This is a genomic window from Kribbella sp. NPDC049174 (assembly GCF_043197365.1).
Lineage (GTDB): Bacteria > Actinomycetota > Actinomycetes > Propionibacteriales > Kribbellaceae > Kribbella.
This window is the reverse complement of record NZ_JBICSZ010000005.1, coordinates 282878-304875: the sequence shown is the minus strand read 5'-3', so window position 1 is coordinate 304875 and position 21998 is coordinate 282878. Positions and strand designations below refer to the sequence as shown.

19 protein-coding genes are annotated in these 21998 nt (G+C 68.9%); 9 read left to right on the top strand and 10 right to left on the bottom strand.

Annotation, left to right across the window (positions count from 1 at the left end):
- Positions 1-24 precede the first annotated feature (24 nt).
- The 6 genes from ACGFIF_RS26475 to ACGFIF_RS26450 form a co-directional block, all read right to left on the bottom strand.
- Positions 25-3258 (bottom strand): UvrD-helicase domain-containing protein, encoded by a 3234-nt coding sequence (locus tag ACGFIF_RS26475; protein WP_393158091.1) that lies wholly within the window; start codon positions 3256-3258, stop codon positions 25-27.
- Complete coding sequence (locus ACGFIF_RS26470; RefSeq protein WP_393158090.1) at positions 3258-6380, bottom strand: ATP-dependent helicase; 3123 nt, start codon at positions 6378-6380, stop codon at positions 3258-3260. Before ACGFIF_RS26470 ends, ACGFIF_RS26475 begins: the two co-directional genes overlap by 1 nt.
- 278 nt (positions 6381-6658) lie before the next feature.
- A complete protein-coding gene (locus tag ACGFIF_RS26465; RefSeq protein ID WP_393158089.1) occupies positions 6659-6952 on the bottom strand; it encodes an MGMT family protein in 294 nt (97 codons plus the stop codon).
- A gap of 31 nt (positions 6953-6983) precedes the next feature.
- Entirely contained in the window at positions 6984-7823 is an 840-nt protein-coding gene (locus ACGFIF_RS26460) for a TIGR03560 family F420-dependent LLM class oxidoreductase (RefSeq protein WP_393158088.1), read from the bottom strand.
- A gap of 47 nt (positions 7824-7870) precedes the next feature.
- Positions 7871-8224 carry a hypothetical protein gene (locus tag ACGFIF_RS26455; RefSeq protein WP_393158087.1) on the bottom strand — a complete coding sequence of 118 codons (354 nt, stop codon included), beginning with the start codon at positions 8222-8224 and terminating at the stop codon, positions 7871-7873.
- A gap of 10 nt (positions 8225-8234) precedes the next feature.
- Positions 8235-8501 carry a DUF2277 domain-containing protein gene (locus ACGFIF_RS26450; RefSeq protein ID WP_132208069.1) on the bottom strand — a complete coding sequence of 89 codons (267 nt, stop codon included), beginning with the start codon at positions 8499-8501 and terminating at the stop codon, positions 8235-8237.
- Between the two features lie 87 nt (positions 8502-8588).
- Between ACGFIF_RS26450 and ACGFIF_RS26445 the strand changes: the two genes are divergently transcribed.
- Both ACGFIF_RS26445 and ACGFIF_RS26440 read left to right on the top strand, forming a co-directional pair.
- Positions 8589-9218, top strand: coding sequence for a TetR/AcrR family transcriptional regulator (locus ACGFIF_RS26445; protein WP_393158086.1), 630 nt, complete (start codon positions 8589-8591; stop codon positions 9216-9218).
- A gap of 2 nt (positions 9219-9220) precedes the next feature.
- Complete coding sequence (locus ACGFIF_RS26440; RefSeq protein WP_393158083.1) at positions 9221-10000, top strand: maleylpyruvate isomerase family mycothiol-dependent enzyme; 780 nt, start codon at positions 9221-9223, stop codon at positions 9998-10000.
- A 70-nt stretch (positions 10001-10070) separates the two neighbouring features.
- Here ACGFIF_RS26440 and moeZ read toward each other — a convergent pair whose 3' ends face one another.
- The 3 genes from moeZ to ACGFIF_RS26425 form a co-directional block, all read right to left on the bottom strand.
- On the bottom strand, positions 10071-11261 hold the full coding sequence (moeZ, locus tag ACGFIF_RS26435; RefSeq protein WP_393158082.1) for an adenylyltransferase/sulfurtransferase MoeZ: 1191 nt from the start codon (positions 11259-11261) through the stop codon (positions 10071-10073).
- Between the two features lie 147 nt (positions 11262-11408).
- Positions 11409-14186, bottom strand: a complete 2778-nt coding sequence (locus tag ACGFIF_RS26430) for a Calx-beta domain-containing protein (RefSeq protein WP_393158080.1) — start codon at positions 14184-14186, stop codon at positions 11409-11411.
- A 121-nt stretch (positions 14187-14307) separates the two neighbouring features.
- Positions 14308-15231, bottom strand: a complete 924-nt coding sequence (locus ACGFIF_RS26425; protein ID WP_393158078.1) for an alpha/beta fold hydrolase — start codon at positions 15229-15231, stop codon at positions 14308-14310.
- Positions 15232-15309: 78 nt separating this feature from the next.
- On the opposite strand from ACGFIF_RS26425, the gene ligD reads away from it, so the two are divergent.
- The 5 genes from ligD (at position 15310) to ACGFIF_RS26400 (ending at position 18032) form a co-directional block, all read left to right on the top strand.
- A complete protein-coding gene (ligD, locus tag ACGFIF_RS26420) occupies positions 15310-16236 on the top strand; it encodes a non-homologous end-joining DNA ligase (RefSeq protein ID WP_393158077.1) in 927 nt (308 codons plus the stop codon).
- 27 nt (positions 16237-16263) lie between these two features.
- Positions 16264-16467 carry a hypothetical protein gene (locus ACGFIF_RS26415; RefSeq protein WP_393158075.1) on the top strand — a complete coding sequence of 68 codons (204 nt, stop codon included), beginning with the start codon at positions 16264-16266 and terminating at the stop codon, positions 16465-16467.
- Between the two features lie 155 nt (positions 16468-16622).
- Positions 16623-17252, top strand: coding sequence for a TetR/AcrR family transcriptional regulator (locus ACGFIF_RS26410; RefSeq protein WP_393158073.1), 630 nt, complete (start codon positions 16623-16625; stop codon positions 17250-17252).
- A gap of 130 nt (positions 17253-17382) precedes the next feature.
- A complete protein-coding gene (locus tag ACGFIF_RS26405; RefSeq protein WP_131358936.1) occupies positions 17383-17610 on the top strand; it encodes a DUF3107 domain-containing protein in 228 nt (75 codons plus the stop codon).
- Positions 17611-17753: 143 nt separating this feature from the next.
- The gene (locus ACGFIF_RS26400) at positions 17754-18032 is read left to right on the top strand and encodes a GlsB/YeaQ/YmgE family stress response membrane protein (protein ID WP_393158072.1); all 279 of its coding nucleotides are present in this window, start codon (positions 17754-17756) and stop codon (positions 18030-18032) included.
- 84 nt (positions 18033-18116) lie between these two features.
- Here the strand turns inward: ACGFIF_RS26400 and ACGFIF_RS26395 are convergent, their stop codons facing one another.
- Positions 18117-18797: a ferritin-like fold-containing protein gene (locus tag ACGFIF_RS26395; protein ID WP_393158070.1), complete on the bottom strand. Its 681-nt coding sequence runs from the start codon at positions 18795-18797 to the stop codon at positions 18117-18119.
- 318 nt (positions 18798-19115) lie between these two features.
- Between ACGFIF_RS26395 and ACGFIF_RS26390 the strand changes: the two genes are divergently transcribed.
- Positions 19116-20966, top strand: a complete 1851-nt coding sequence (locus ACGFIF_RS26390; protein WP_393158068.1) for a DEAD/DEAH box helicase — start codon at positions 19116-19118, stop codon at positions 20964-20966.
- A gap of 101 nt (positions 20967-21067) precedes the next feature.
- Entirely contained in the window at positions 21068-21982 is a 915-nt protein-coding gene (locus tag ACGFIF_RS26385; protein WP_393158067.1) for a DUF4349 domain-containing protein, read from the top strand.
- The last annotated feature ends 16 nt before the right edge of the window (positions 21983-21998 follow it).

Here is a 21998-nt window from a genome sequence, read left to right as displayed (position 1 = left end):
TCCGGGACGCGGCGCCCGCCGCAGTCAGCCGTTGAGGAGTGCCGCGAGTTGTTGTTTGCCGGGGAGGGATTCGGGGCGGATTATGTCGCCGGTGCGGACGTAGTAGAAGGCGGCGGTTACTTGGGTTAGGGGGATGCCCTGGAGTTCGGACCAGGCGATTCGGTAGATGGCGAGCTGGAGGGGGTCGGCGGATTCGGAGCGGCTGGTTTTCCAGTCGATGACTTCGTAGCCGCGGGAGCCGTCGGGGCGGACGATCTGGTAGACGGCGTCGATGCGGCCGCGGACGACGCGGCCGGCGATGGCGAGGGCGAAGGGGGCTTCGATCTCGAACGGGGAGGTTTCGCCGTAGGGGCCGGTGCGGAAGGCGTCCATCAGGTCGGTCAGGTCGGTGTCGTCGACGATGTCCTCGTCGGCGGCACCTGGCAGGTCGTCGGGGTCGAGCAGGAGTTGCTGGCCGAAGTAGCTCTCGACCCAGGCATGGAAGCGGGTGCCGAAACGCGCCGCCCGGTTGGGTTTGCGCGGCATCGGCCGGGCCAGTTCGGACGCGAGACCGTCCGGGTCCTTCGCCAGCCGCATCACCTGGGTCGCCGACAACGCGGCCGGCAGCGCCACGTCGTACGCCTTACGGCTCCGGCTTTCCCTTGCCTCGGACAACAATCGCTCGATCTCGGAGTCCCACCGCGCGACCGTCGCCTGCTCGTCCAGCAGCAACGACTCCTCCGCCTCCAGCGACGGCCCCTCGGCCCGGGCCTGCTGGACCAGCGCCACCGAGTCCAGTCGCCGCTGGTACGACGCGACGTCGTACGGCGTCGGCCACGGCGCCTGCGTCTGCTCGGCGAGCTCCGGGTTCTCCTCGGACAACTCCGGCTGCTCGGTCCAGGCGACGACCCGCTCACCGGCATGCTTCTTCAGGAGTTCCAGGTACGACGACGGACCGCGCGGGCGTTTCTGCGTCGGACCCCACCAGTGCCCGGTCGCGACCAGGATCTCCTTCGCCCGAGTGAAAGCGACGTACCCGAGGCGTCGTTCCTCCAGCGCGTTCACGTCCTTGCACTCGTCCGCGAACGCCTTCAGCCCGGCATTGGACAGGTCGTGGAAGTCGGGCAGCGTGTCGGCGTCACCGCGCAGCGGCCACGGCAGCACCTTCGCGTTCGTCGTCCACTTGTCCCGGCCGCGGTCCGACGGGAACACCTTGTTCACCAGGGTCGGCACGAACACGATCGGCCACTCCAGGCCCTTCGACCGGTGCGTGGTCAGCAGCTTCACCGAGTCCGCTTCACTCGGTACGGCGAGGTCGAGACCGGCGGCGTACTCCTCCTCGGCGGCCAGATACGCCAGCAGGCCGTCGAGCGAACCGTCCGACTCGGTGGAGACAAAGTTGCCGACGGCATCCAAGAAGGCGGCCAGGTGGTCGCGGCGGCCGGAGTCGACGTGGTCCGGGGTCGCGGTCAGCTCGACGTCCAGACCGATCGTGCTGATCACCCGCCGGACCAGGTCGAGCAGCGGCTCCGCCGCGTGAGCGCGCAGTTCACGGAGCTCGACCGACAGTTCCTTGAATCGAACCAGCGCCTCGGGCGAGTAACCCCACGTGTCCGGCGAACCGGGATCGTCGACCGCCTCGGCGAGCGAGATCACCTCGGTGGAGTCCATTCCGGCGACCGCCGCATCGAGCGCGGCGACCAGGTCGTCGGCCGCCGGACGGTCACCCGCGTCGGCGAGCGCCCGGGAGCGGTTGGCCAGGAGCGCCAGGTCGCGATGGCCGATCCGGTAGCGAGGGCCGGTGAGGATCCGCAGCATCGCGGCGTTGGCGGTCAGGTCGTTCACGGCTTGCAGCGTCGCGACGACGTCGACCACCTCGGGCAGGGCGAGGAGTCCGCCGAGGCCGACCACCTCGACCGGGACCTTGCGAGCGATCAGCGCTTCGTGGACCGCACTGAGGTCGACGTTCGTCCGCATCAGGATGCCGATGTCCTTCCATCGGCGGTTCGGCGTGCGGTGCGCGGCGACGATCGCGTCGGCGACCCACTCGATCTCCTGCGAGCGTGTCTCGAACAGGCCGACCGTGATCGCACCCTCGGGCGCGTTGTCGGGTGCTTCGAGCGGGATCACGCCAGGGTGCTGCTCGTACAGCTCGGCCGCGTGCTGGTTGGCGGCGGCGAGGATCCGGCTGCCGCAGCGACGATTGACGCTGAGCACGTAACGCTGAGCCGGGCTGCCATCAACCTGAGGGAAATGCTCGGGGAACTCGTCCAGGTTCGCGACGGACGCACCGCGCCAGCCGTAGATCGCCTGGCACGGGTCGCCGACCGCGGTCACGGGGTGCCCTCGACCATCAGGCCCGCCGAACAGCGCGGTCAGCATTCGCCGCTGCGACACGGACGTGTCCTGGTACTCGTCGAGCAGCACGACCTTGTACCGCGATCGCTCGACGACCGCGACCTCCGGGCACTCCTCGGCCAACCGCGCACCGAGCGCCATCTGGTCCGCGAAGTCCACGACGCCACGCTCGGCCTTGTAGGCCTGGTACTCCTCGACCAGTTGCAGAATCTCGCCACGCTTCAGCGCGGTCTCCGCGAGTTTGCGGACCTCGACCGTCTGCTTCCGCGCGGCCGCGACTTCCTGCCGTACCGCTTCGTCATGGTCGCGTACGTCGTCCGCCCGTAGCAGGTGGTCCGCGAGCTCACCGTCCAGCGCGAGCAGGCTGTTGACCAGCGTCGGCACGTGATGTGAGGCGTGCCGGATCGGACCGGCGGATCGCCGTACGACGCGACCGGCCAACTGGAACCTGGTCGCGTCGGCGAGCACCCGGGCGTCCGGCTCGAGCCCGAGGCGCAGCCCGTGCTCGGCGATCAGCGTGCCGGCGAACGCGTGGTACGTCGAGACGACCGGCTCACCGGGCTCCTCCGGCTCCCAGTTCGGGATGTTGCTGCGCAGGTGGGCGGCGAGGATCGGGTTCTGGTCCTTCGGCAGCGTCGACCCGAGGACGCCGGCCTTCGTCAGGTCGTCCCGGATCCGCACGTCCAGCTCGTTGGCGGCCTTCTTGGTGAACGTCAGCCCGAGCACTTCCTCCGGCTTCACCTGCCCTGTGCAGATCAACCACACCACCCGGGCCGCCATCGCCGTCGTCTTCCCCGATCCGGCCCCCGCCACGATCACCCCGGGCGCCAACGGCGCCGTAATAGCCGCCAACTGCTGATCACTGAACGGAATCCCCAGCAGATCACACAACTCAGCTGTGGTGGTCAGGTGAGCGCGCATCAGAGGATTTCCCGGCCTTCGGGTTGGATGGGGCACAGCGGGCGGGCTTCGCAGCGGGCGCAGCCGTCGTTGCGTTTGGCAACGAACTCTTCGGAGCGGACCATCGCCTCGGCGTCCTCGACGGCTTCGTCCAGCCAGGTGCGGCCGTCCTCGTCGGACTCCAGCGGCCCCTGGTGCTGGACCTTGGGGAACCCGCTGTCGTCGTGGCGGAGCTGGACCAGCTCGGCGCCGCCGGCCACCGGGTCCTCGCCCAGCTTCTCGAGCTGGCGGGAGGCGATCGCGCGTTGGTAGATCGCGAGCTGCACGTGCCGTGCCAGCGCCGGTTTGGTCGGCATCGTGCGCCCGGTCTTGAGGTCGACCACCCGGACGGTGCCCTCGGAGTCCTCCTCGATCCGGTCCATCCGGCCCTTCACCCGGACCGCAGGTTTGTCCGTGTCCGGCAGCAGTACGTCGAAGTCGACCTCGGTCCCGATCAGCCGCCGATCCGGCCGGCCCTGATGCCAGGCGACGAACCGCCGCAACGCCTGCTCGGCCTCGACCCGCTCCCGGTCCGAGATCCAGGTCGACTCGAACTCCAGCTGCGTCCACACCTTGTCGAGCCAGCCGTTCAGCTCGTCCACGTCCGGCGGCAACGTCCCCGTCGCCACCGCATCCGCCAGCGTGTGCAACACCATGCCGAAACCGATCGCCGACGTACTGGGCGTCTCACCACCCGCCCGCCGCTGCAGGAACCATCGCAGCGGACAGTCCACGATCGTCGTCAGCGCACTCCCCGACAACGGCACCGGCAGATCCGGATCCGCGATCGGCCGCTCCGACCGGGTCCGCTCCCGCACACCCCACCAACGGGTTGGATCAGCCGTCGGCACCAGCGCCTGCTCGCGATCGTCAACGGCATCCGCCAACTGCGCCAGCCGATCGGCCGCGGACCGCTTCAACGCGGGCGACGACGCCGGATCCGCCAGCACACAACGTAGATCCGCGACCAGACCGTGGAGCGACAACGGCCGCCGCGGGCGACCCGCGACCAACTTCAAAGGAATGTCCAGCTCGGCCAGCAATCGCGACGGTTGATCACCGTCCGCCTCCGGCGCCTGTACCGCGGTCACGATCAGCCGCTCCCGCGCTCGCGTGATCGCGACGTAGAACAGCCGTCTCTCCTCCGCCAGCAGCGCGCCCGCCGACAGCGGCTCCACCAGACCGTCCGGCCCGAGCCGGTCCGGCTCCAGCAACGACCCGCGCCGCCGCAGATCCGGCCACTGCCCTTCCTGCACACTCGCCACAACCACGAGCCGCCACTGCAAACCCTTCGACCGGTGCGCTGTCATCAGCTGTACGCCGGCCTCGCGATACGTCCCGTCGAACCGGTGGTCCGAGGCGATGTCCAGCGACTCGAGCTCCGAAAGGAACGCCGACACACCCTTGAACCCGACCTGCTCCTCGGCCCGGCTGGCCGCGTCGAACAGGGCACACAACGAGTCGAGGTCCCGGTTCGCCGTCCGGGCCTGCTCACCACCGGAGTTCGCCTGACCGCGGAGCCGCCGCAACCATGGCGAGTCCGACCACAGCGACCACATCACCTCGTCCGGGGCCGCCCCCGCGGTCACGATATTCCTTGCCTTCAGCAACCGTTCGCCCAGGGCCACGAACCGGGCCTCCGCCGGCGACGCCTGCTCGTCCAGCAGCAACGGGTTCATCAACGCGTCCCGCAACAGCTCGTCCGACGAATGCGGCAACCGCTGACCACCCGCGGCCTCCCGATCCCGCCGCCGCAACACCCGCGCGAGCCGGCGCAACTGCCCCGCGTCCATCGCCCCCAACGGCGACAACGCCAGCGCCCGGACGACGTCGACCGTCAGCGTGGACGGATCCGCGACCGCCCGCAAAGCAAGCAACATCGGCCGTACGGCGGGCTCCCGCGACAACGGAAGCTCGTCACCGGCCACATCGACCGGGATCCCGGCAGCAGCCAGCGCCCGACGCAACGGCGGGATCGAACGACTGCCCGACCGCACCAGCACCGCCATCTCGTGCCAGCCGACGCCGTCCTGCACATGGGCCCGTCTGAGCAGATCCGCGATGTGCTCGAGCTCGGCCCCGCTGGTCGAGTACAGATTGGCCTCGACCTTGCCGGAGCCGTAGACACAGCCACTCGCATCCGGATTGCGGAACCGGTCGAACGTGTCGCGGTCCAAGGTCCCCGGGACACCCAGTCGGCTGACCACATTGCGGGACACGCGCTGCAGCGTCGTACCGAAGCGCCGAGTTGTGCCCAGGGCGATCTGGGCCGCTTCGGCGCCGTCCGCCGTACGGAACTCGTCGGTGAAGCGCAGCAGACCACGGACGTCGGCACCGCGGAAGGTGTAGATGGACTGATCCGGATCGCCGACCACGACCAGGTCACCGCCGTCGCCGGCGATCGCCTGGAGCAACTGGGTCTGGCCGGGATCGGTGTCCTGGTACTCGTCGACGAAGACGGCCTTGAACTCGGTCCGCAACTTGGCCTGCACCTGCGGCTGCTGGGCCAGGATCACGGCACGGTGGATGAGCTCGGAGTAGTCCAGGACCTGCTCGTGGTCGAGGATCTGCAGGTACTCCTCGAAGAAGTCGCCGACCGCGACCCACTCGGCCCGGTCCGCGGAGCGACCGATCGCGGACAGGTCCTCGGGGTCGAGCCCGAGCTGTCGCGCCTTGCCGATCACCGCCTGCACCTCGTCGGTGAAACCGCGTGTCTTCAACGCCGGATGCAGACTGGGCGGCCAGTGCACCGCACCGACCTCGCGACTACCGGACAGGGCCTCGCTCAACCGCAACGACTGCTCAGGTCCGGACGGAAGACGCAGTGGTACGTCGAACGCGTCGGCCGGCGTGAAGCGTCGCAGCAACGCGTAGCAGAAGGAATGGAACGTCATCGACGGCATCACCCGAGTGGTCCGCCCGAGCCGTCCGGTGATGCGGTCGCGCAACTCGGTCGCCGCCTTGCGCCCGAACGTCAGCACCAGCACCTCGTCGGGACTCAGCCCCCGATTGCGCACCCGGTCGGCAACAGCCTCGACGAGAGTCGTCGTCTTCCCGGTCCCGGGACCGGCCAGCACCAACAGAGGTCCGCCCGGATGATCCACCACCGCCTGCTGATCCGGATCCAGAACAGGAGCATCCGCACTGCGCCCCTCCGCCCGGACCAATCGGTACCGGGACCCCTGTCTGCTGACCACCGCCCCATCCCACCAGACCCCACCGACAATCCGCTCAGCACACACCGCACACCGAGAACCTCACCGGACTGCGGACAACTTCCCGCAGATTTCGTGCATCAAGACGTGGGAAAGCCGGCCACCTCAACTGCCGGCGACCATCGGCGGTGCGGGGGTCCGGGGCGGGGCCGCCGCATCGCTGATGTCTACTTCGGATCCCAGCGAACCTCGCGCAGGTTGACCCGGCCGTTCGTGACCCGGACGCCGTCGGAGCGAAGGTTGTGAAGCTGCTCGTCGCCGACCTCGTCGGCGGGGACTCCGCTGGCCCGGATCACCCGCCACCACGGCACGCTGGCGCCGTACTCACGCATGATGGCGCCGATCTGGCGCGGTCCGCCCTGACCGACGTACTCGGCGATGTCGCCGTACGTCGCGACGCTGCCCGGCGGGATCGACTCCACGGCACGCAGCACCGCCTCGACGTACTCCTCCCTGTCCACGAGGCCAAACCTAGCGGGGACCGCGGACAGTTCAGGCCAGTGGCGCCAGGGCCTTCGCGAGCGGTTCGACGACGGACGGCGGCGCGTCGAGCGGAAGGTTCATCACGACCAGGTCGACGCCTGCTTCGCCGTACGCCGCCGCCTGGGCGACCGCGGTGTCGAGGGGCTGGTCGGGTTCGATCCGGACGTTGACCGAGCAGGTGATCTCGTTGACGTCGCGGCCGACGTCCGCGCAGTGCCCAGCCAATATGTCCTTCAGCGGCTTCCACTCCTCCGGGCCCGACACGATGACGTTCCAGTGCTGAGCCCACCGGGCGACCGCGCGCAGTGTGCGCTTCGGGCCCTTGCCGCCGATCGTGATCGGCGGGTGCGGGGTCTGCACGGCCTTCGGCTCGCAGTACGCGTCGGTGAGCTTGATGTACTTCCCGTCGAAGTTCGCCACCTTCTCGGTGAGCAGCGCGATCATCGCCTCGACACCCTCGTCGAACCGGTCGAACCGCTCCTTCAGCGGGTACAGCTCGATGCCGTAGGCGGCGGTCTCCATCTCGTTCCAGCCGGCGCCGACACCGAGCTCGAGCCGGCCGTCGGAGATGATGTCGGTGGTCGCGGCCATGTTCGCCAGGACGGCGGGATGCCGGTAGATCATCCCGGTCACCTGACAGCCGACCCGGATCCGCCGGGTCGCCTGGGCCAGCGCGGCCAGCGTCGTCCAGGCCTCGAGGTTCGGGCCGGCCATGTCGCCGCTCAACGGGTAGAAGTGGTCCCAGTGCCACGCGGACTCGAAGATCTCGAAGTCGTCCGCGGCGATCCACACGTCCCGTAGCTGCTGCCAGGTGGTGTGCTCCGGCCTGGTCTTGATCGCGAACCGCATCCCGGCCTCCTCGTAGGTAACCGTTTCCCGAGAAGGACACTACCCGGTCAGCCGCCGCAGATGGGATGGACCGGGCGACCTTCTTGGAAGGCGGTCACGAGGGCGAAGAACTCGAAGATGACAGCGGCGGCCGCGGTCGCGAACAGGATGAGCGCGATCGGCTCACGGCTGTGACCGAACCAGCGGATCAGCAGGAAGAGCGCGACCGCGCCGACACCCAGGCCGACGAAACCCAGCACGTACGCCGCTGTCGGCAGCGGGAGCGAACCGTCGCAACTGGCCTGCCGGCGGCGGATCAGCTCGGCCTGGGCATTGGTGTTGATCGTGGCCAGCAGCACCCCGACGATCACCAGCCCGAGCACCAGCCCCTGGTGGCGGCGGCTGGTGCGCGACTCCCCCATTGGTCCGGCCCTAGTCGAGTCCGAGCCGGGCCCGCACTTCGGGGCGCCGCAAAGGCGGCACGGTCTGCGGCGGATTCCGGCGTTCCGGCATCTCGGCCAGCAACTGCTCGGTGATCCGCGCGACTTCGGCCGCGGCCCGCTCGATCGGCTCGCGGGTGGTCGAGCTCAACGAGCCGACGCCGGTCACCTTGCGCACGTACTGCAATGCGGCCGCGTAGATCTCCTCAGAGGTCGCGGCCGGCTCGAGTCCCCGCAGGACGGTGATGTTTCTGCACATGCCAAGACAGTACGTGCCGGAGCGGACAATCCAACCGAATCCTACGAGGTATTGACTTCCCTAATGCCTTTAGGTTTTCCTCAATGTATGAGCACTGCTGGGCTGGATCGCCGAACCCGTCGCCGCCAGGAGACCATCGAGGAGATCCTGGAGGTCGCCATCGAACTGATGGAGACCGAGGGCGTCGCGGCACTGAGCCTGTCCGCGGTGGCCCGCCGGCTCGGGATGCAGCCGCCGTCGCTCTACCAGTACTTCCCGTCCAAGATGGCGATCTACGACGCGCTCTTCCAGCGTGGCGCCGAGCTCGTCCTGGCTGTGCAGCGCGAGGCCGTCGCCACCGCATCCGAGGACGAGGACGTGCTGGAGCGCGGCCTCAACGCGTTCTGCCGGTGGTGCCTGGAGCACCCGGTCTACTCGCAACTGCTGTTCTGGCGGACGATTCCCGGCTTCGAGCCGAGTCCGGCTGCATTCGCGCCCTCGATGGAGTCGGTCGAGGATCTCCGGCAGCACCTGCAGGAGGCGGTGGACGCGGGCCGGTTGCATCCGGACGCTGCCGGCGAGGAAGCCATCGCGCTCTTCACTTCGATGACGGCCGGTCTGCTGTCGCAGCAGATCGCGAACCAGCCGGACGCTTCGTTCGAGGACGGACGGTTCATCCGGCTGCTGCCCGTCGTACTCGAGATGTTCTATCAGCGATACGCACCGACCAGGGGGTAGTGATGACCGCAGTACTCGCGGGGGAGATCGGCCGCGCCGGCCGGGAACGGTGCCGGGATCACCGGGACGCGGAGATCCAGGCGTGGCACGACTTACTGGCGTCACTCGAGGGGACCGAGTGGCACCGCCGGACGGTCTGCGACGAGTGGGACGTCGCGGATATCGCCGGGCATCTGATCGGCCAGGCCGAGGATGTGACCAGGCCCTTGTCGTTCCCGCGCCGGTTCCGCAAGGCCAAGCAGGTCTACCCGGCGCTGCCGCGGTTCGACGCGCACATGATGGTCCAGGCCGACGAGCACCGCGGTACGCCGCCGGCCGAGCTGCGGGCGCAGTTCGACCGGGCCTGGGGGAAGGCGACGCGGGCGATCGCGCGGAATCCGGCGCTGATCCGGCGGGTGACCATGAACGTGGAGGGCATCCCGATGACGCTGGGCTATGTCCGGGACATCCTGCTGGCCCGGGACCTGTGGATGCATCGCGACGACGTGTGCCAGGCGGTGGGCCGGCCGTTCGACCCGGGTCCGTACGCCGAGGAGGTCATCGCGCAGGTGATGTACGACGTGGACGCGATGTCGTTCTGGGGTGAGCGGCCGGCCGTCGTACTGGAGCTCACCGGACCGGGCGGCGGGACCTACCGACTGGGGAGGGGCGAGCCGGTCGGCCACGCCGCCGTGGATGCGGTGAGCTACATGCGGACCCTCTCGGGCCGCGACGACGAGCCGGCCGTCTCCGGAGATCCGGTCGCCGCTGAAGCGGTCGCCACCTGCCGGATGCCGTTCTAGACAGCCAGAGGGCTGGAGCAACCTGCTCCAGCCCTCTGCTGTGGTACGCCGCCTGCTTCAGGCGGTTGCTCTAGTACGCCGGCTGGCTCGGGTCGATCTGGTCGACCCAGGCGACGACCCCGCCACCGACGTGGACGGCGTCGGAGAAGCCGGCACCCTTGGCGATCGCGAGCACCTCGGCGGAGCGGACACCGGACTTGCAGTGGAAGACCAACTGCTTGTCCTGCGGCAGCTTCTCCAGCGCGACACCGGTCTGGAAGTCGGCCTTCGGAATCAGCACCGAGCCCGGGATCCGGTTGATCTCGTACTCGTTCGGCTCGCGGACGTCGATCAGGACGAAGTCCTTCTCGCCGTTGTCCTTCAGCTTGATCCACTCGCTCAGCTGCTTCACCGAGATGGTCGAGCCGACGGCCGCGTCGGCCGCCTCCTCGGTCAGCGCGCCGCAGAAGCTCTCGTAGTCGATCAGCTCGGTGACGGTCGGGTTCTCACCGCAGATGGCGCAGTTCGGGTCCTTGCGGACCTTCAGGGTGCGCCAGTTCAGGTCGAGCGCCTCGTAGATGTTCAGCCGGCCCAGCGACGGGTCGCCGATCCCCGTCAGCAGCTTGATCGCCTCGGTCACCTGCGCGGCACCGACGGACGCGCACAGCACGCCCAGGACGCCGCCCTCGGCGCAGGACGGGACCATGCCCGGCGGCGGCGGCTCGGGGTAGAGGCAGCGGTAGCACGGGCCGTGCTCGGCCCAGAAGACGCTGACCTGGCCGTCGAAGCGGAAGATCGAACCCCAGACGTACGGCTTGCCGAGCAGCACCGCGGCGTCGTTCACCAGGTACCGGGTGGCGAAGTTGTCGGTGCCGTCGACGATCAGGTCGTACTGCTCGAAGATCTGGAACACGTTGTCGTTGTCGAGGCGTTCCTCGTGCAGGACGACGTTCGTGTACGGGTTGGCCTCGAGGATCGACTCCTTGGCCGACTGGGCCTTGGACTTCCCGACGTCGGACTGGCCGTGGATGATCTGGCGCTGCAGGTTCGACTCGTCGACGGTGTCGAACTCGACGATGCCGAGGGTGCCGACACCGGCCGCGGCCAGGTAGAGCAGCGCCGGGCTGCCCAGGCCGCCGGCGCCGATCACCAGCACCTTGGCGTTCTTCAGCCGCTTCTGCCCGGCCATCCCGACCTCGGGGATGATCAGGTGCCGTGAGTACCGGCGGACCTCGTCGATGGTCAGCTCGTCAGCCGGTTCGACCAGCGGTGGCAATGACACGTGTCGGCTCCTCGTGAACGATGTCGGTGGGCTCTCCGGTTTTCAACCATCCGGCCCTCCTCCATGTTCCCGCACATCCCCAACCACCCCCACCACAGTCCGCATCCCGGGATCCCCGTCTCACCCCGGGATGCGGACCTCTGCCGCTCAGTCGTTGTCGGTGATCGTCGCCTTGACCGTGACCGGCAGCTTGATCTCCGCCCCGTCCACCGCCTGCACCTTGACGCTGAACGTCTCCGCCGGCTCCTTCACCTTGTCGTCCACCAGCCGAACCGGGAGATCCCCAACCGTCTTCCCCGGCTCGACGTACCCCTCGACGGTGCGATTGGGCGGAGTCGTCCCGTCGTCGTACTCGCCCAGGTAGTCCTTCCGGATCACCGCCGTACCGTCGGTCAGCACCCCGAAGACGTTCACGATCTTGTCACTCGGCGCCGACAGCTTCACCGGGAACCGCACCGCACCGGCCTTCTCGCCCGCCGCCCCGTTCCCGACCGTCAGCGTCGGCGTGGCGTCGTCGTCGATCACCACACCATGCCCGAAGGACTGGTTCAGCAGCCCCTCCCGAGGCGCCGAGAGCACCAGGTTGAACGGCAGGTCGTAGCTGTCCCGAGTGTTCCCGGTCACCGGCACGCTGACCTTCTGCCGCACCTGCCCCGGCTTGAACACGAGCTGCCGAGTGACATCGCCCACAGCAGTCCCCAGGTCCCCGCTCGTCTCGACGTACACACTGACCGGACGGATGCTCGGCCGCGACAGCGTCACCCAGAAGTCCATCGACTTCGTCCCCTTGTCGCCTTCCTTCACCGTCACGTTCGACGCGGACAGCTGCGGCAGCAACCGGGCAGGAGCCGACAGCCCGACCCCAGGCGACGAGAACGCGACATCACTCACGTACGCCGACCCACGCGCCACTCGGTCGGTCCGCAACTCGACCGCACGCACGTCACGCAGATCCACGCCCTTCAACGACCCCACCGGGATCCGCACGGTCCGCAGCAGGTTCTTCGGCAGCCCACTGTCGCCACGCCCTGGCATCCGCACCAGCGCGTCACTGACAGCAGACACGGGTACGACGGCCGCACGGCCTCGCCCATCGACCACACGCACACTCAGATCAGTCTTCGGCGCACCGGCCGGGTCCGGCGCGGCACGGAACGACAGTGCGGCAAACCGTCGTACGTCGCGCTGCCAAGCAGGCAGGTTGAGCCGCAGTACGCCGTCAGTCCCGGTCCAACTCAGCTTGGTCACCGCAGTGGTTGGTGTGCGAGCGGCGTACCAGGCAGTGCCCCAGTGCGGAGCGTTGGCCCAGTCGTTCGTCGTCATGCACGTCGGTGTCGCAGCCATCCGACCAGACGGCTGCGTCACGCCCGCACACACTGTCGCTGACGCCTTGCCGGTGACAGACCCTGCCGGCAGTGCCTTGGCGAGGGCATTCACGTCCCGCCGCGATACCAGCGGCGCCTGCGACACCACACGGACGACGGCCCGCCCAGCCGAGGCCGCCCGCGCGTCGGACCCGTCGAACTGCGGCAGGAACTTCGTCTCGTGGCCGAGCTGCAGCCGGAAGAACCCCGCGATGTACGCCGTACCGACGGCCTGCTGCTCCTTGGCCGTCAGCCGGCCCGCGTACTTCGCACCGCAGGGCGACTCCTTCTCCTCACCGAACCAGTCGTCACCTGACGGCGCCTCGGACTGTCCAGGAGTCCACTCGGTGTTGAAGAAGTTGTGGTTGGTCCCGAGCACGGTCACGGTCGACCGTGGTGCGTTGTCGCCGGTGACGGAGTCGCGAGTGTCGTCGTAGAACTTCTGGCCCTGCAGGTCGGCGACGTCGCCGTCGCAGTACGGCAGCAGGACGCTCATCGCAACGCCAGGCACGGTGGCACGGGCGAAGTCGGTCGGCGCGAGCGGCAGGACGGCACGGATGCCGTACTGCCCACCCCGGTCGGCGTTGAGCACCGCGGCCCGGGCAACACCCTCGCCACCACGCGAGTGGCCCATCAGACCGACGCTCTGCAGGTTCACCTTGCCGACGAAGGTGCGGCCGAACGGTCCGCCGCCGATCGTCGACCACTTCTTCCACAGCGCCAGGTGATCGAGGATCAACTCGGCTCGTGCCTGCGCACCCGAGTCGTAGACATCACCGTCGTACGCGTTGACCGCGTTGGCGCTGATCGACACGACCTGGTAGCCGCTACTCGCCAGCGCCTGGGCCGGGCCGTCGTACCCGCGGAAGCTCGGCACCGGCTTGGCGCCGCCCGAACAGGGCCACGGCTTGTCCGACGGGGTGAGCTCGTCGCCGCCGTAGCAGTACTGGTGCCGGCCGTGCAGGAGGAGCACCAGCGGCCGCGGCCCGACCGCACCGCGCGGCGTGTAGACCTTCCCGCGCACTTCGGACCGTTGTCCGAGGCCCGGAAGGTAGACCGCCTCGTCACCGAGGTTGTACTCGGCTGTGTCGACCTGATACTTGCCCAGCGCACCGGGATCGGCCGTCAGCGGCGGCCCCTGCTTCGCCTTCAGCCAGTGGGCATCGGTCGGCCCGGCCGCCTGGCTCCGGTTCCGGCCGGTGCTCTTGCCGACGTCACCCGACCAGATCAGTCGTACGTCGCGTGCTTTCAGTACAGCCGGGTCGGTGGTGAGCAGGGTCAGCGTCCGCTGGTCCGGCGACTGTCTGGCCACCCCGATCGGTACGCCGTCCACGGCCAGCAGCGGCAGCGACGCGCGCATCGGCGCCGGCGCGGCGAGACGCAAGGTCAACCGGTAGCCCGAGGCCACCGGTGTCACGTCCCAGTTGTTGCCTTTAGCAACCGATGATGGCGGCTCTGCCTTCTGTGATTGAAGGGCCGGTGTTGCGGCGTTCGCGTGCAACGCCCCCACACCCAGTAGTGCGACCATCCCCAGCGACAGGCTTCTGATGAGTCTGCCCATTACCCGCACAGTGGTCCTCTCGTTCGACGAACACAGTGTTCGTCCGACTCCATGAGCGAGAGGAAAGTTGATCCGACCAGCTGCTCAACCGTGTCTCAGTCCGACCACAGCTGTGACTCGATCAACCGATCAGCTGACGGAACGCGCGCTCAACGTGTTCGGGGTGTTCCATCTGCGCGACGTGGCCTGACTGCGGCAGATAGAGCAACCGCGCGTCGCGGAACTGGCGGTGGGCCTTGGTCCGGATCCGGGCATCGACCAGCCGGTCCTTCCCGCCGTAGACCAGCAGCACCGGGCACTCGACCCTGGCCGCGTCGGCCCACAGCGACCGGCGTGGCGGCGCCAGCGACGACCGCAGGATGCTCCGGGCACCTTGCACCGTCGCCAGCATCCCCCACGGGTCCGTGTCGCGGCGGCGCAACTCCTCCTCGTACGCCGCCTTGACCTCAGGCGGGATCGACCGCGGATCGCCGAAGATCATCGCCAGTGACGCCTGGAGCCGCCGGTCGAAAGGCAGTTGCCGGGTCCGCGTCAGCACAACCTGCCCCAGCCGCGGCGTGGCGACCGCCGCGAACCACAGGGCGGTCACAGAGGCCCGCGGATGCGGCAGCGCGGGAGAGATGAGTGTGAGTGATGCGACCAGGTCCGGCCGGCGTGCGGCCAATGCGACCGAGGTCGCCCCGCCCATCGAGTTCCCGAACAGGTGCACCGACTGGTCGACCTCACGCTCCAGCAGTGCGATCAGTACGTCGACCTGCTCGTTGATCCCCGCGGCACCCGACAGCGGCGTACGCCCGAAACCCGGGAGGTCCGGGGCGATACCGCGGACCGTGTCGTTGAGCAGCAGACCCAGGGCGGTCCAGTTCAGCGACGACCCGCCGAGGCCGTGCACGAACAGAGCGGGCGGCAGGTCCGCCGCCGCACCGGGGGCGTCCCTGACATGGAGATCCACTCCCGCGACCGGCACGCGCCGCGCCGGCCATTCCTGCACCCCCAACGGGGCGTGGCCACCGGTTACTGCCGCGTAACTATCCACGGAACCCATGGTAGGTCGCCATCGGCTTCAGCTACACCGGTCCAGCGTTGGCCCGTTAGGACTGCTTGCGGGTGGAGACTGGGAGGCATGGCAGCCGCACCGCAGCAACTGACCACCGAGGTCGACGGGCAGACGATGAAGCTCACCAACCTCGGGAAGGTGCTGTATCCGCACACCGGCTTCACCAAGGCCGAGGTGATCGACTACTACCACCAGGTCGCCACACTGCTGCTGCCACACCTGTCCGACCGGCCACTGACCCGTAAGCGGTGGCCTGACGGCACAGAGGCGCCGTACTTCTTCGAGAAGAACGCTCCGCGCGGTACGCCGGCCTGGGTGCGGACCGTGACGCTGCCGACCCCAGGGAGCTCGACCGGGCGGGACGAGGCCGACTTCGTGGTGGCTGACGACGTCCAGACGGTGGTGTGGCTGGCCAACCTGGCCGCACTCGAGCTGCACCTGCCGCAGTGGCGGATCGGTCTGTCAGACACCGGCAAGGACCCGCAGGCCGACCTGATCGTGTTCGACCTCGACCCGGGGCCTGGAGCCACCATCGTCGAGTGCTGCGATGTGGCGCTCGCACTGCGGGAGCTGCTGAGCCATTTCGGGCTGGAGGGCTGGCCGAAGACGTCAGGTAACAAGGGCATGCACTTGTACGTGCCGATCGAGCCGGCGTCATCGCGGAAGACCAGTGCTTTCGCCAAACAGCTCGCTGAGCAGCTGGCCGAGGCACTGCCGGAGAACGTGACCGCCAACATGACCAAGGCGCTCCGCCCCGGCAAGGTGTTCATCGACTGGAGTCAGAACGCCAGCGCCAAGACCACACTGGCGCCGTACTCGCTGCGTGGCGCCGAGGAGCCGCGGGTGTCCACCCCGATCGACTGGGACGAGGTGGCCTCGGCGACCACGCCGGAGGAGCTCCGGTTCCTGCCGCACGACGTGCTGGCCCGGATCGAGGAGTACGGCGACGTCCTGGAAGGCATGTACGACGACCCGAAGCCGCTACCGTCGTAACCGTCGGTGATCGAGAGGAGCAGTCGCATGACCAGTGAGCCCGACTACGAGGGTCCCGGCTTCGACAGCGTGCCCGATGACGCCCCCGAGGCCGACGTACTGGATCAACGCCAGAGTGCGGCGACGGACCGGCGCGCCGAGGACTCCGGCGTACCGATCGAGGCCGATCCGGCCGATGTGGACGAGCAGCGCCGCGAGGTCGGCGACACGGACGAGGACGACTACCGCTGAGCCGCTGAAGCAGTACGCCGGGACCGCGCGCAGTACCACGATGGAACACCGATCGGCGGGGAAGCTACTGGCGGGAAGGACTGCTGGGTAGGATTCGGGGAACGACCCGGCGGTCGAGCCCGAGCCGCCGTGCCGCACCACCGAAGGAGCCGACTGTGTCGACGACACCCGAGACCGCGCCGAAACGCGGCAGCCGCCTGCCGCGGCTGGCCCGTCGCGCGCAACTGCTCGAGGCGGCTCAGGAGGTCTTCGTCGCCAACGGCTACCACGCCGCGGCGATGGACGACATCGCCGACCGCGCCGGCGTCTCGAAGCCGGTCCTCTACCAGCACTTCCCCGGCAAGCTGGAGCTGTACCTGGCCCTGCTGGACACCTCCTGCGACGCGATCGTCGCCTCGGTCCGGGATGCGCTGAAGTCGACCGACGACAACAAGCAGCGGGTCACGGCCACGATGCACGCGTTCTACGACTACGTGGCGAACGCCCAGGGCGCGTTCCGGCTGGTGTTCGAGTCGGACCTGACCAACGAGCCGGCCGTGCGGGAGCGGGTCGACCGGGTCACCCACGCGTGCGCCGAGGCGGTGTCCGAGGTGATCAGCGCGGACGCCGGGCTGAACCGCGAGCAGTCGATGGTGCTGGCCGTCAGCCTGGTCGGCATGGCGCAGGTCAGCGCCCGCTACTGGCTGGCCGCCGACAACTCGTCCCTGCCCCAGGAGCACGCGGCCGACATGGTCGCCTCGCTGGCCTGGCGCGGTATCGGTGGCTTCCCCCGCACCGACGCCTGATTCGGTACGTCGTACCGGCGCACCGAAAGGTTCTGCTCTGGGCGGACGGGTGAGAGCTGAGCGGCGGCAGCGGCTAGGCTCGAACAGTCACCGGCGAGAGCCGCCGGTCGGAACGTGCCCGGAGGGTTTCGTGGAGGTCAAGATCGGCGTGCAGCACGCCAATCGTGAGTTGGTGCTGGAGAGCGAGCAGAGCCCGGACGAGGTCCAGGAGGCGGTCGCGGCGGCGCTGAGCGGTAAGTCCAACCTGCTGCAGCTCACCGACGACAAGGGCCGCCGGGTGATCATTCCGGCCGACCGGCTCGCGTACGTCGAGATCGGTGAGGTGTCGATCCGCAAGGTCGGGTTCGGCGCGATCTGATCCCGGTCCGGACACAGTCGAGCGTGTCCCGGTTGCGGAGTGCCACACACAGGGCACGATGGCGGTAAGACCTGCGCTGCATTGGTCTGGTTTGTCACGGGGCGCCAGTTGGGCGCAGGTCAGCCATCCCTCAAGGAGGAACCGTGGGCTTCTGGATCTGGATGATCATCGTCAGTCTCATCGCGGGCATCATCTTCGGGCCACTGGCTCGGCTGGTGCTTCCCGGCAAGCAGAACATCAGCCTCGGCTGGACCATCCTGGGCGGCGGTATCGGCGCCTTCCTCGGTGGTCTGATCGCCTACTTCCTCGGTGTCAAGGACACGGCCGGCCCGGACTGGATCCAGTACCTGATCCAGATCATCTGCGCCGCGATCGTCGTCGCGTTCATCTCCTCCCGCAACAGCAAGACGACAGCCGCCTGAGCCCAGGCTGCAGGCACCACCAAACGGCCGCCACCCCGAAAGGGGCAGGCGGCCGTTGCCGTGTCGCCCAGGCCTCCGTTGTGCTCAGGCCTGGAGACCGAGGGCTGTCATACGGGCGGTGTGAGCCTCGGTGAGACGGGTGAACATGCGGCCGATCGCGGCCAGGTCCAGCCCCGGGCGGTCGACGCTGCCGGCCAGCAGCGCGGCGAGCGAGTCGCGGTCCGCGGCGATCCGCTGCGCCTGGCTCAGCGCCTCGCCGACCAGACGACGTCCCCACAGCGCCAGCCGGCCGCCCAGCTTCGGGTCCTCCTCGATCGCGGCCCGGACCCGGTCGACCACGAACTCGGCCTGCCCGGAGTCGGCGAACACCTCGAGCACCAGGGCCCGGGTCTCCGCGTCCACGAACGACGCGATCTCGCGGTAGAAGTCGTTCGCCAGGCCGTCCCCGACGTACGCCTTGACCAGGCCCTCCAGCCAGTCCGACGGCGCGGTGTGGTCGTGGAACGCGGTCAGCGGCGTGACGAACGGCGTCATCGCCTCCACCGGGTCCACGCCGAGCGCGACCAGCCGGTCCCGCAGTTGCTGGAAGTGCTGGAACTCGGTCGTCGCCAGCGCGGCCAGCTCGGCCTTGTCGTTCAGGGTCGGCGCGAGTTTGGCGTCCTCGGCCATCCGTTCGAAAGCGGTCAGCTCGCCGTAGGCGAGAACTCCCAGCAGATCCACCGCCGCGGCCCGGTAGGCGGGATCATCAAAGGCCGTCTGCTCCATGCCCGGCACCCTATCTGGACCGGACCGCGAGTGGCGCAAACCACACGAAGCGGCGTTGACAGCCGTTGCGGCTACACTGGTGGGCGATTCGCCGGTGACGCGCCCAGATGGGCAAGCTGGTGCGAGGTGCTTGCACAGTGTCCCCGCGCCTCATGACGGAGCTGGAATGCTCTTGGCGCCCGGCCACTGAACACACCTGTCCGCACAAGCATGTGAGAGGCGATCAGCCTGACCACCTTCAGAGAGCTCGGGGTGCTGCCCGAGATCTGCGACGCGCTCGACCGCGTCAACATTGTAGAGCCGTTTCCGATCCAGGAGATGACGCTCCCGGTCGCCCTCATGGGCACCGACCTGATCGGCCAGGCCCGGACCGGGACCGGTAAGACGCTCGGCTTCGGTATTCCGCTGCTGCAGCGCACCATCTCCCCCGGCGAGGCCGACTACGAAGAGCTCGCCGCGCCCGGCAAGCCGCAGGCGCTGGTCGTCACCCCGACCCGCGAGCTGACCATCCAGGTCGCCAAGGACCTGACCACTGCTTCCACCGTCCGCAGCGTCCGGGTTCTGACCGTGTACGGCGGAGTGGCGTACGAGCCGCAGCTGGACGCGCTGAAGACGGGCGTCGACGTCGTCGTCGGTACGCCGGGACGCCTGCTGGACCTGGCGAACCGCGGTGTGCTCGACCTCAGCCACATCAAGGTGCTGGTGCTGGACGAGGCCGACGAGATGCTCGACCTCGGCTTCCTGCCCGACGTGGAACGCATTCTGCGCAAGACGCCCGAGCTGCGTCAGACGATGTTGTTCTCGGCAACGATGCCGTCGGCCGTGATCGCGCTGGCCCGCACCCACATGCGGCACCCGCTGAACATCCGGGCGGAGTCGCACGAGGACACCCAGATGGTGCCGACCACGGCACAGTTCGTCTACCGGGCCCACGATCTGGACAAGCCCGAGGTGGTGGCCCGGATCCTGCAGGCCGAGGACCGCGGCCGGGTGATGATCTTCTGCAAGACCAAGCGCGAGGCGTCCCGGCTCACCGACGACCTGCAGGACCGCGGCTTCAAGGCCGCCGCGATCCACGGCGACCTGAACCAGCAGGCCCGCGAGCGGGCGCTGATGCGGTTCCGCGGCGACAAGATCGACGTACTGATCTGCACCGATGTCGCGGCTCGCGGCATCGACGTCGAGGGTGTAACGCACGTCATCAACAACACCTGCCCCGAGGACGAGAAGGCCTACATCCACCGGATCGGCCGGACCGGGCGGGCGGGTGCGAGCGGGATCGCGGTGACCTTCGTCGACTGGGCCGACGTGACCCGGTGGAAGACGATCAACAAGGCGCTCGATCTGCCGTACGACGAGCCGCAGGAGATCTACTCGACATCGCCGGAGCTGTACCACGACCTCGGCATCCCGACCGACGCGAAGGGCCGGATCAAGCCGGCCCGGGAGTCGCGCGAGGAGAAGCCCGCCGGCCGGGACAACAAGCGCCGGACCGAGGAGCGCAGCGAGCGCGCCGAGAGTGGCGAGGGTCGCGAGCGGCCGGCCCGGAAGCGCAACCGGGTCCGCAAGCGCACCCGCAGCGGCCAGACCGTCGACGGGGTGGCGACCGAGCCGAAGTCCGAGTCGGACGTGACCGCGAAGACGCAGGTCCCGCCGACCGCCGAGTCGTCCACCGAGGCGGCGGAGGCGCCGGAGCGTACGCCGCGCAAGCGCAGCCGCACCCGGAAGACGGCGGAGTCCGCTACTGCTGTTGAGCCGGCTGCTGCTGTTGAGCCGGCTGCTGCTGTTGAGCCGGCTGCCGAGGTCGAGTCCGCGGTTGCCGAGTCGGTTGAGAAGCCGGTTGAGAAGCCGGTCAAGCGCACCCGGACCCGCAAGACGGCGGCAGTGCCGGCCGAAGCGGCTGCCGAGACGGCGGCAGCGCCGGCCGAGGCGGCTGCCGAGACCGCGGAGCCGGTGAAGCGCACGCGGACCCGGACCCGGAAGGCTGCCGAAACCAAGACCGAGCCCAAGACCGACTCGAAGGCCGAGCCGAAGACCGAGTCGAAGGCCGGCTCGAAGGCCGAGGAGTCGAAGGCGCCCAAGGCGTCGGCGCCGCGGGGGTCGAAGGCTGCCAAGGCACCGGAGCCGGCGACCAGCCCGACGGTCCCGCTGTTCTCCGCCCCGGAGTGACCTGCCCGTCGCCCGACCGTGGCTGAAAGGTGATCTGAACCTGCAACACCCTGCCCCTCGGTTGCCGTCCCAGCGGTAACCACGAGAGAGGGGCATGGGTGATGAGGCGGATCAAGACTGCCGCGGCCGGGGTGGCGTTGCTGGGGATGGTGCTGCTGGCAGGGTGCTCCGGCGAGAGCGGCGACAGCTCCAGCGTGTCCGGAGCGGCCGCACCGGCCGACCGGCAGGACACGGGCTCCGAGGCGGCCGACGGCAAGGCCGGTGGGAGTGCACCGCAGGCGCCGGGCAAGACCGAAGTTCAGCCGACGATCACGCGCGCGATCATCAAGACCGGATCGCTCACGGTCGAGGCCGACGACGTGGACGCCCAACGACAGAAGGCGATCACGGTCATCACCGGTCTCAAGGGACAGGTCGCCTCCGAGGACACCGGCAGCGACCACGACGGCAAGATCAGCCGGGCGAATCTCGTCCTCAAGGTGCCGACCGCGTCCTACGAGACCGCGATCCAGCGGCTGTCCGAGCTCGGCAAGCGGCTCCAGATCCACCAGGAATCCAGCGACGTCACCGAGCAGGTGGTCGACGTGGAGAGCCGGATCGCCTCCCAGCGGGCCAGCCTGGAACGGATGCGCGTGCTCCTGGCCAAGGCGAACACGATCGGCGAGATCGTCTCGGTGGAGACCGAGCTGACCCGGCGCGAGGCCGACCTGGAGTCACTGCTGGCCAAGCAGAAGAACCTCGCCCTGCAGACCGAACTCGCCACGCTCGCGCTCACGCTGACCGCGAAGGGCGAGGCGCCGGTGTCCGAGGACCCGGATCGTGGGTTCCTGGCCGGGCTGAAGGGCGGCTGGGACGCGTTCACGGCCACGTTCTCCGCGCTGGCGACGGCGCTCGGTGCGGTTCTGCCGTTCCTGGTGCTGCTGGCGCTGATCGGCGTACCGCTGTGGCGGTTCCGGAACCGGCTGCGGCGTCAGCCGGCGCTAGCACCTAGCCAGGCCCCGGACAGCGGGCAATAGGTCAGCGGGCAGTAGG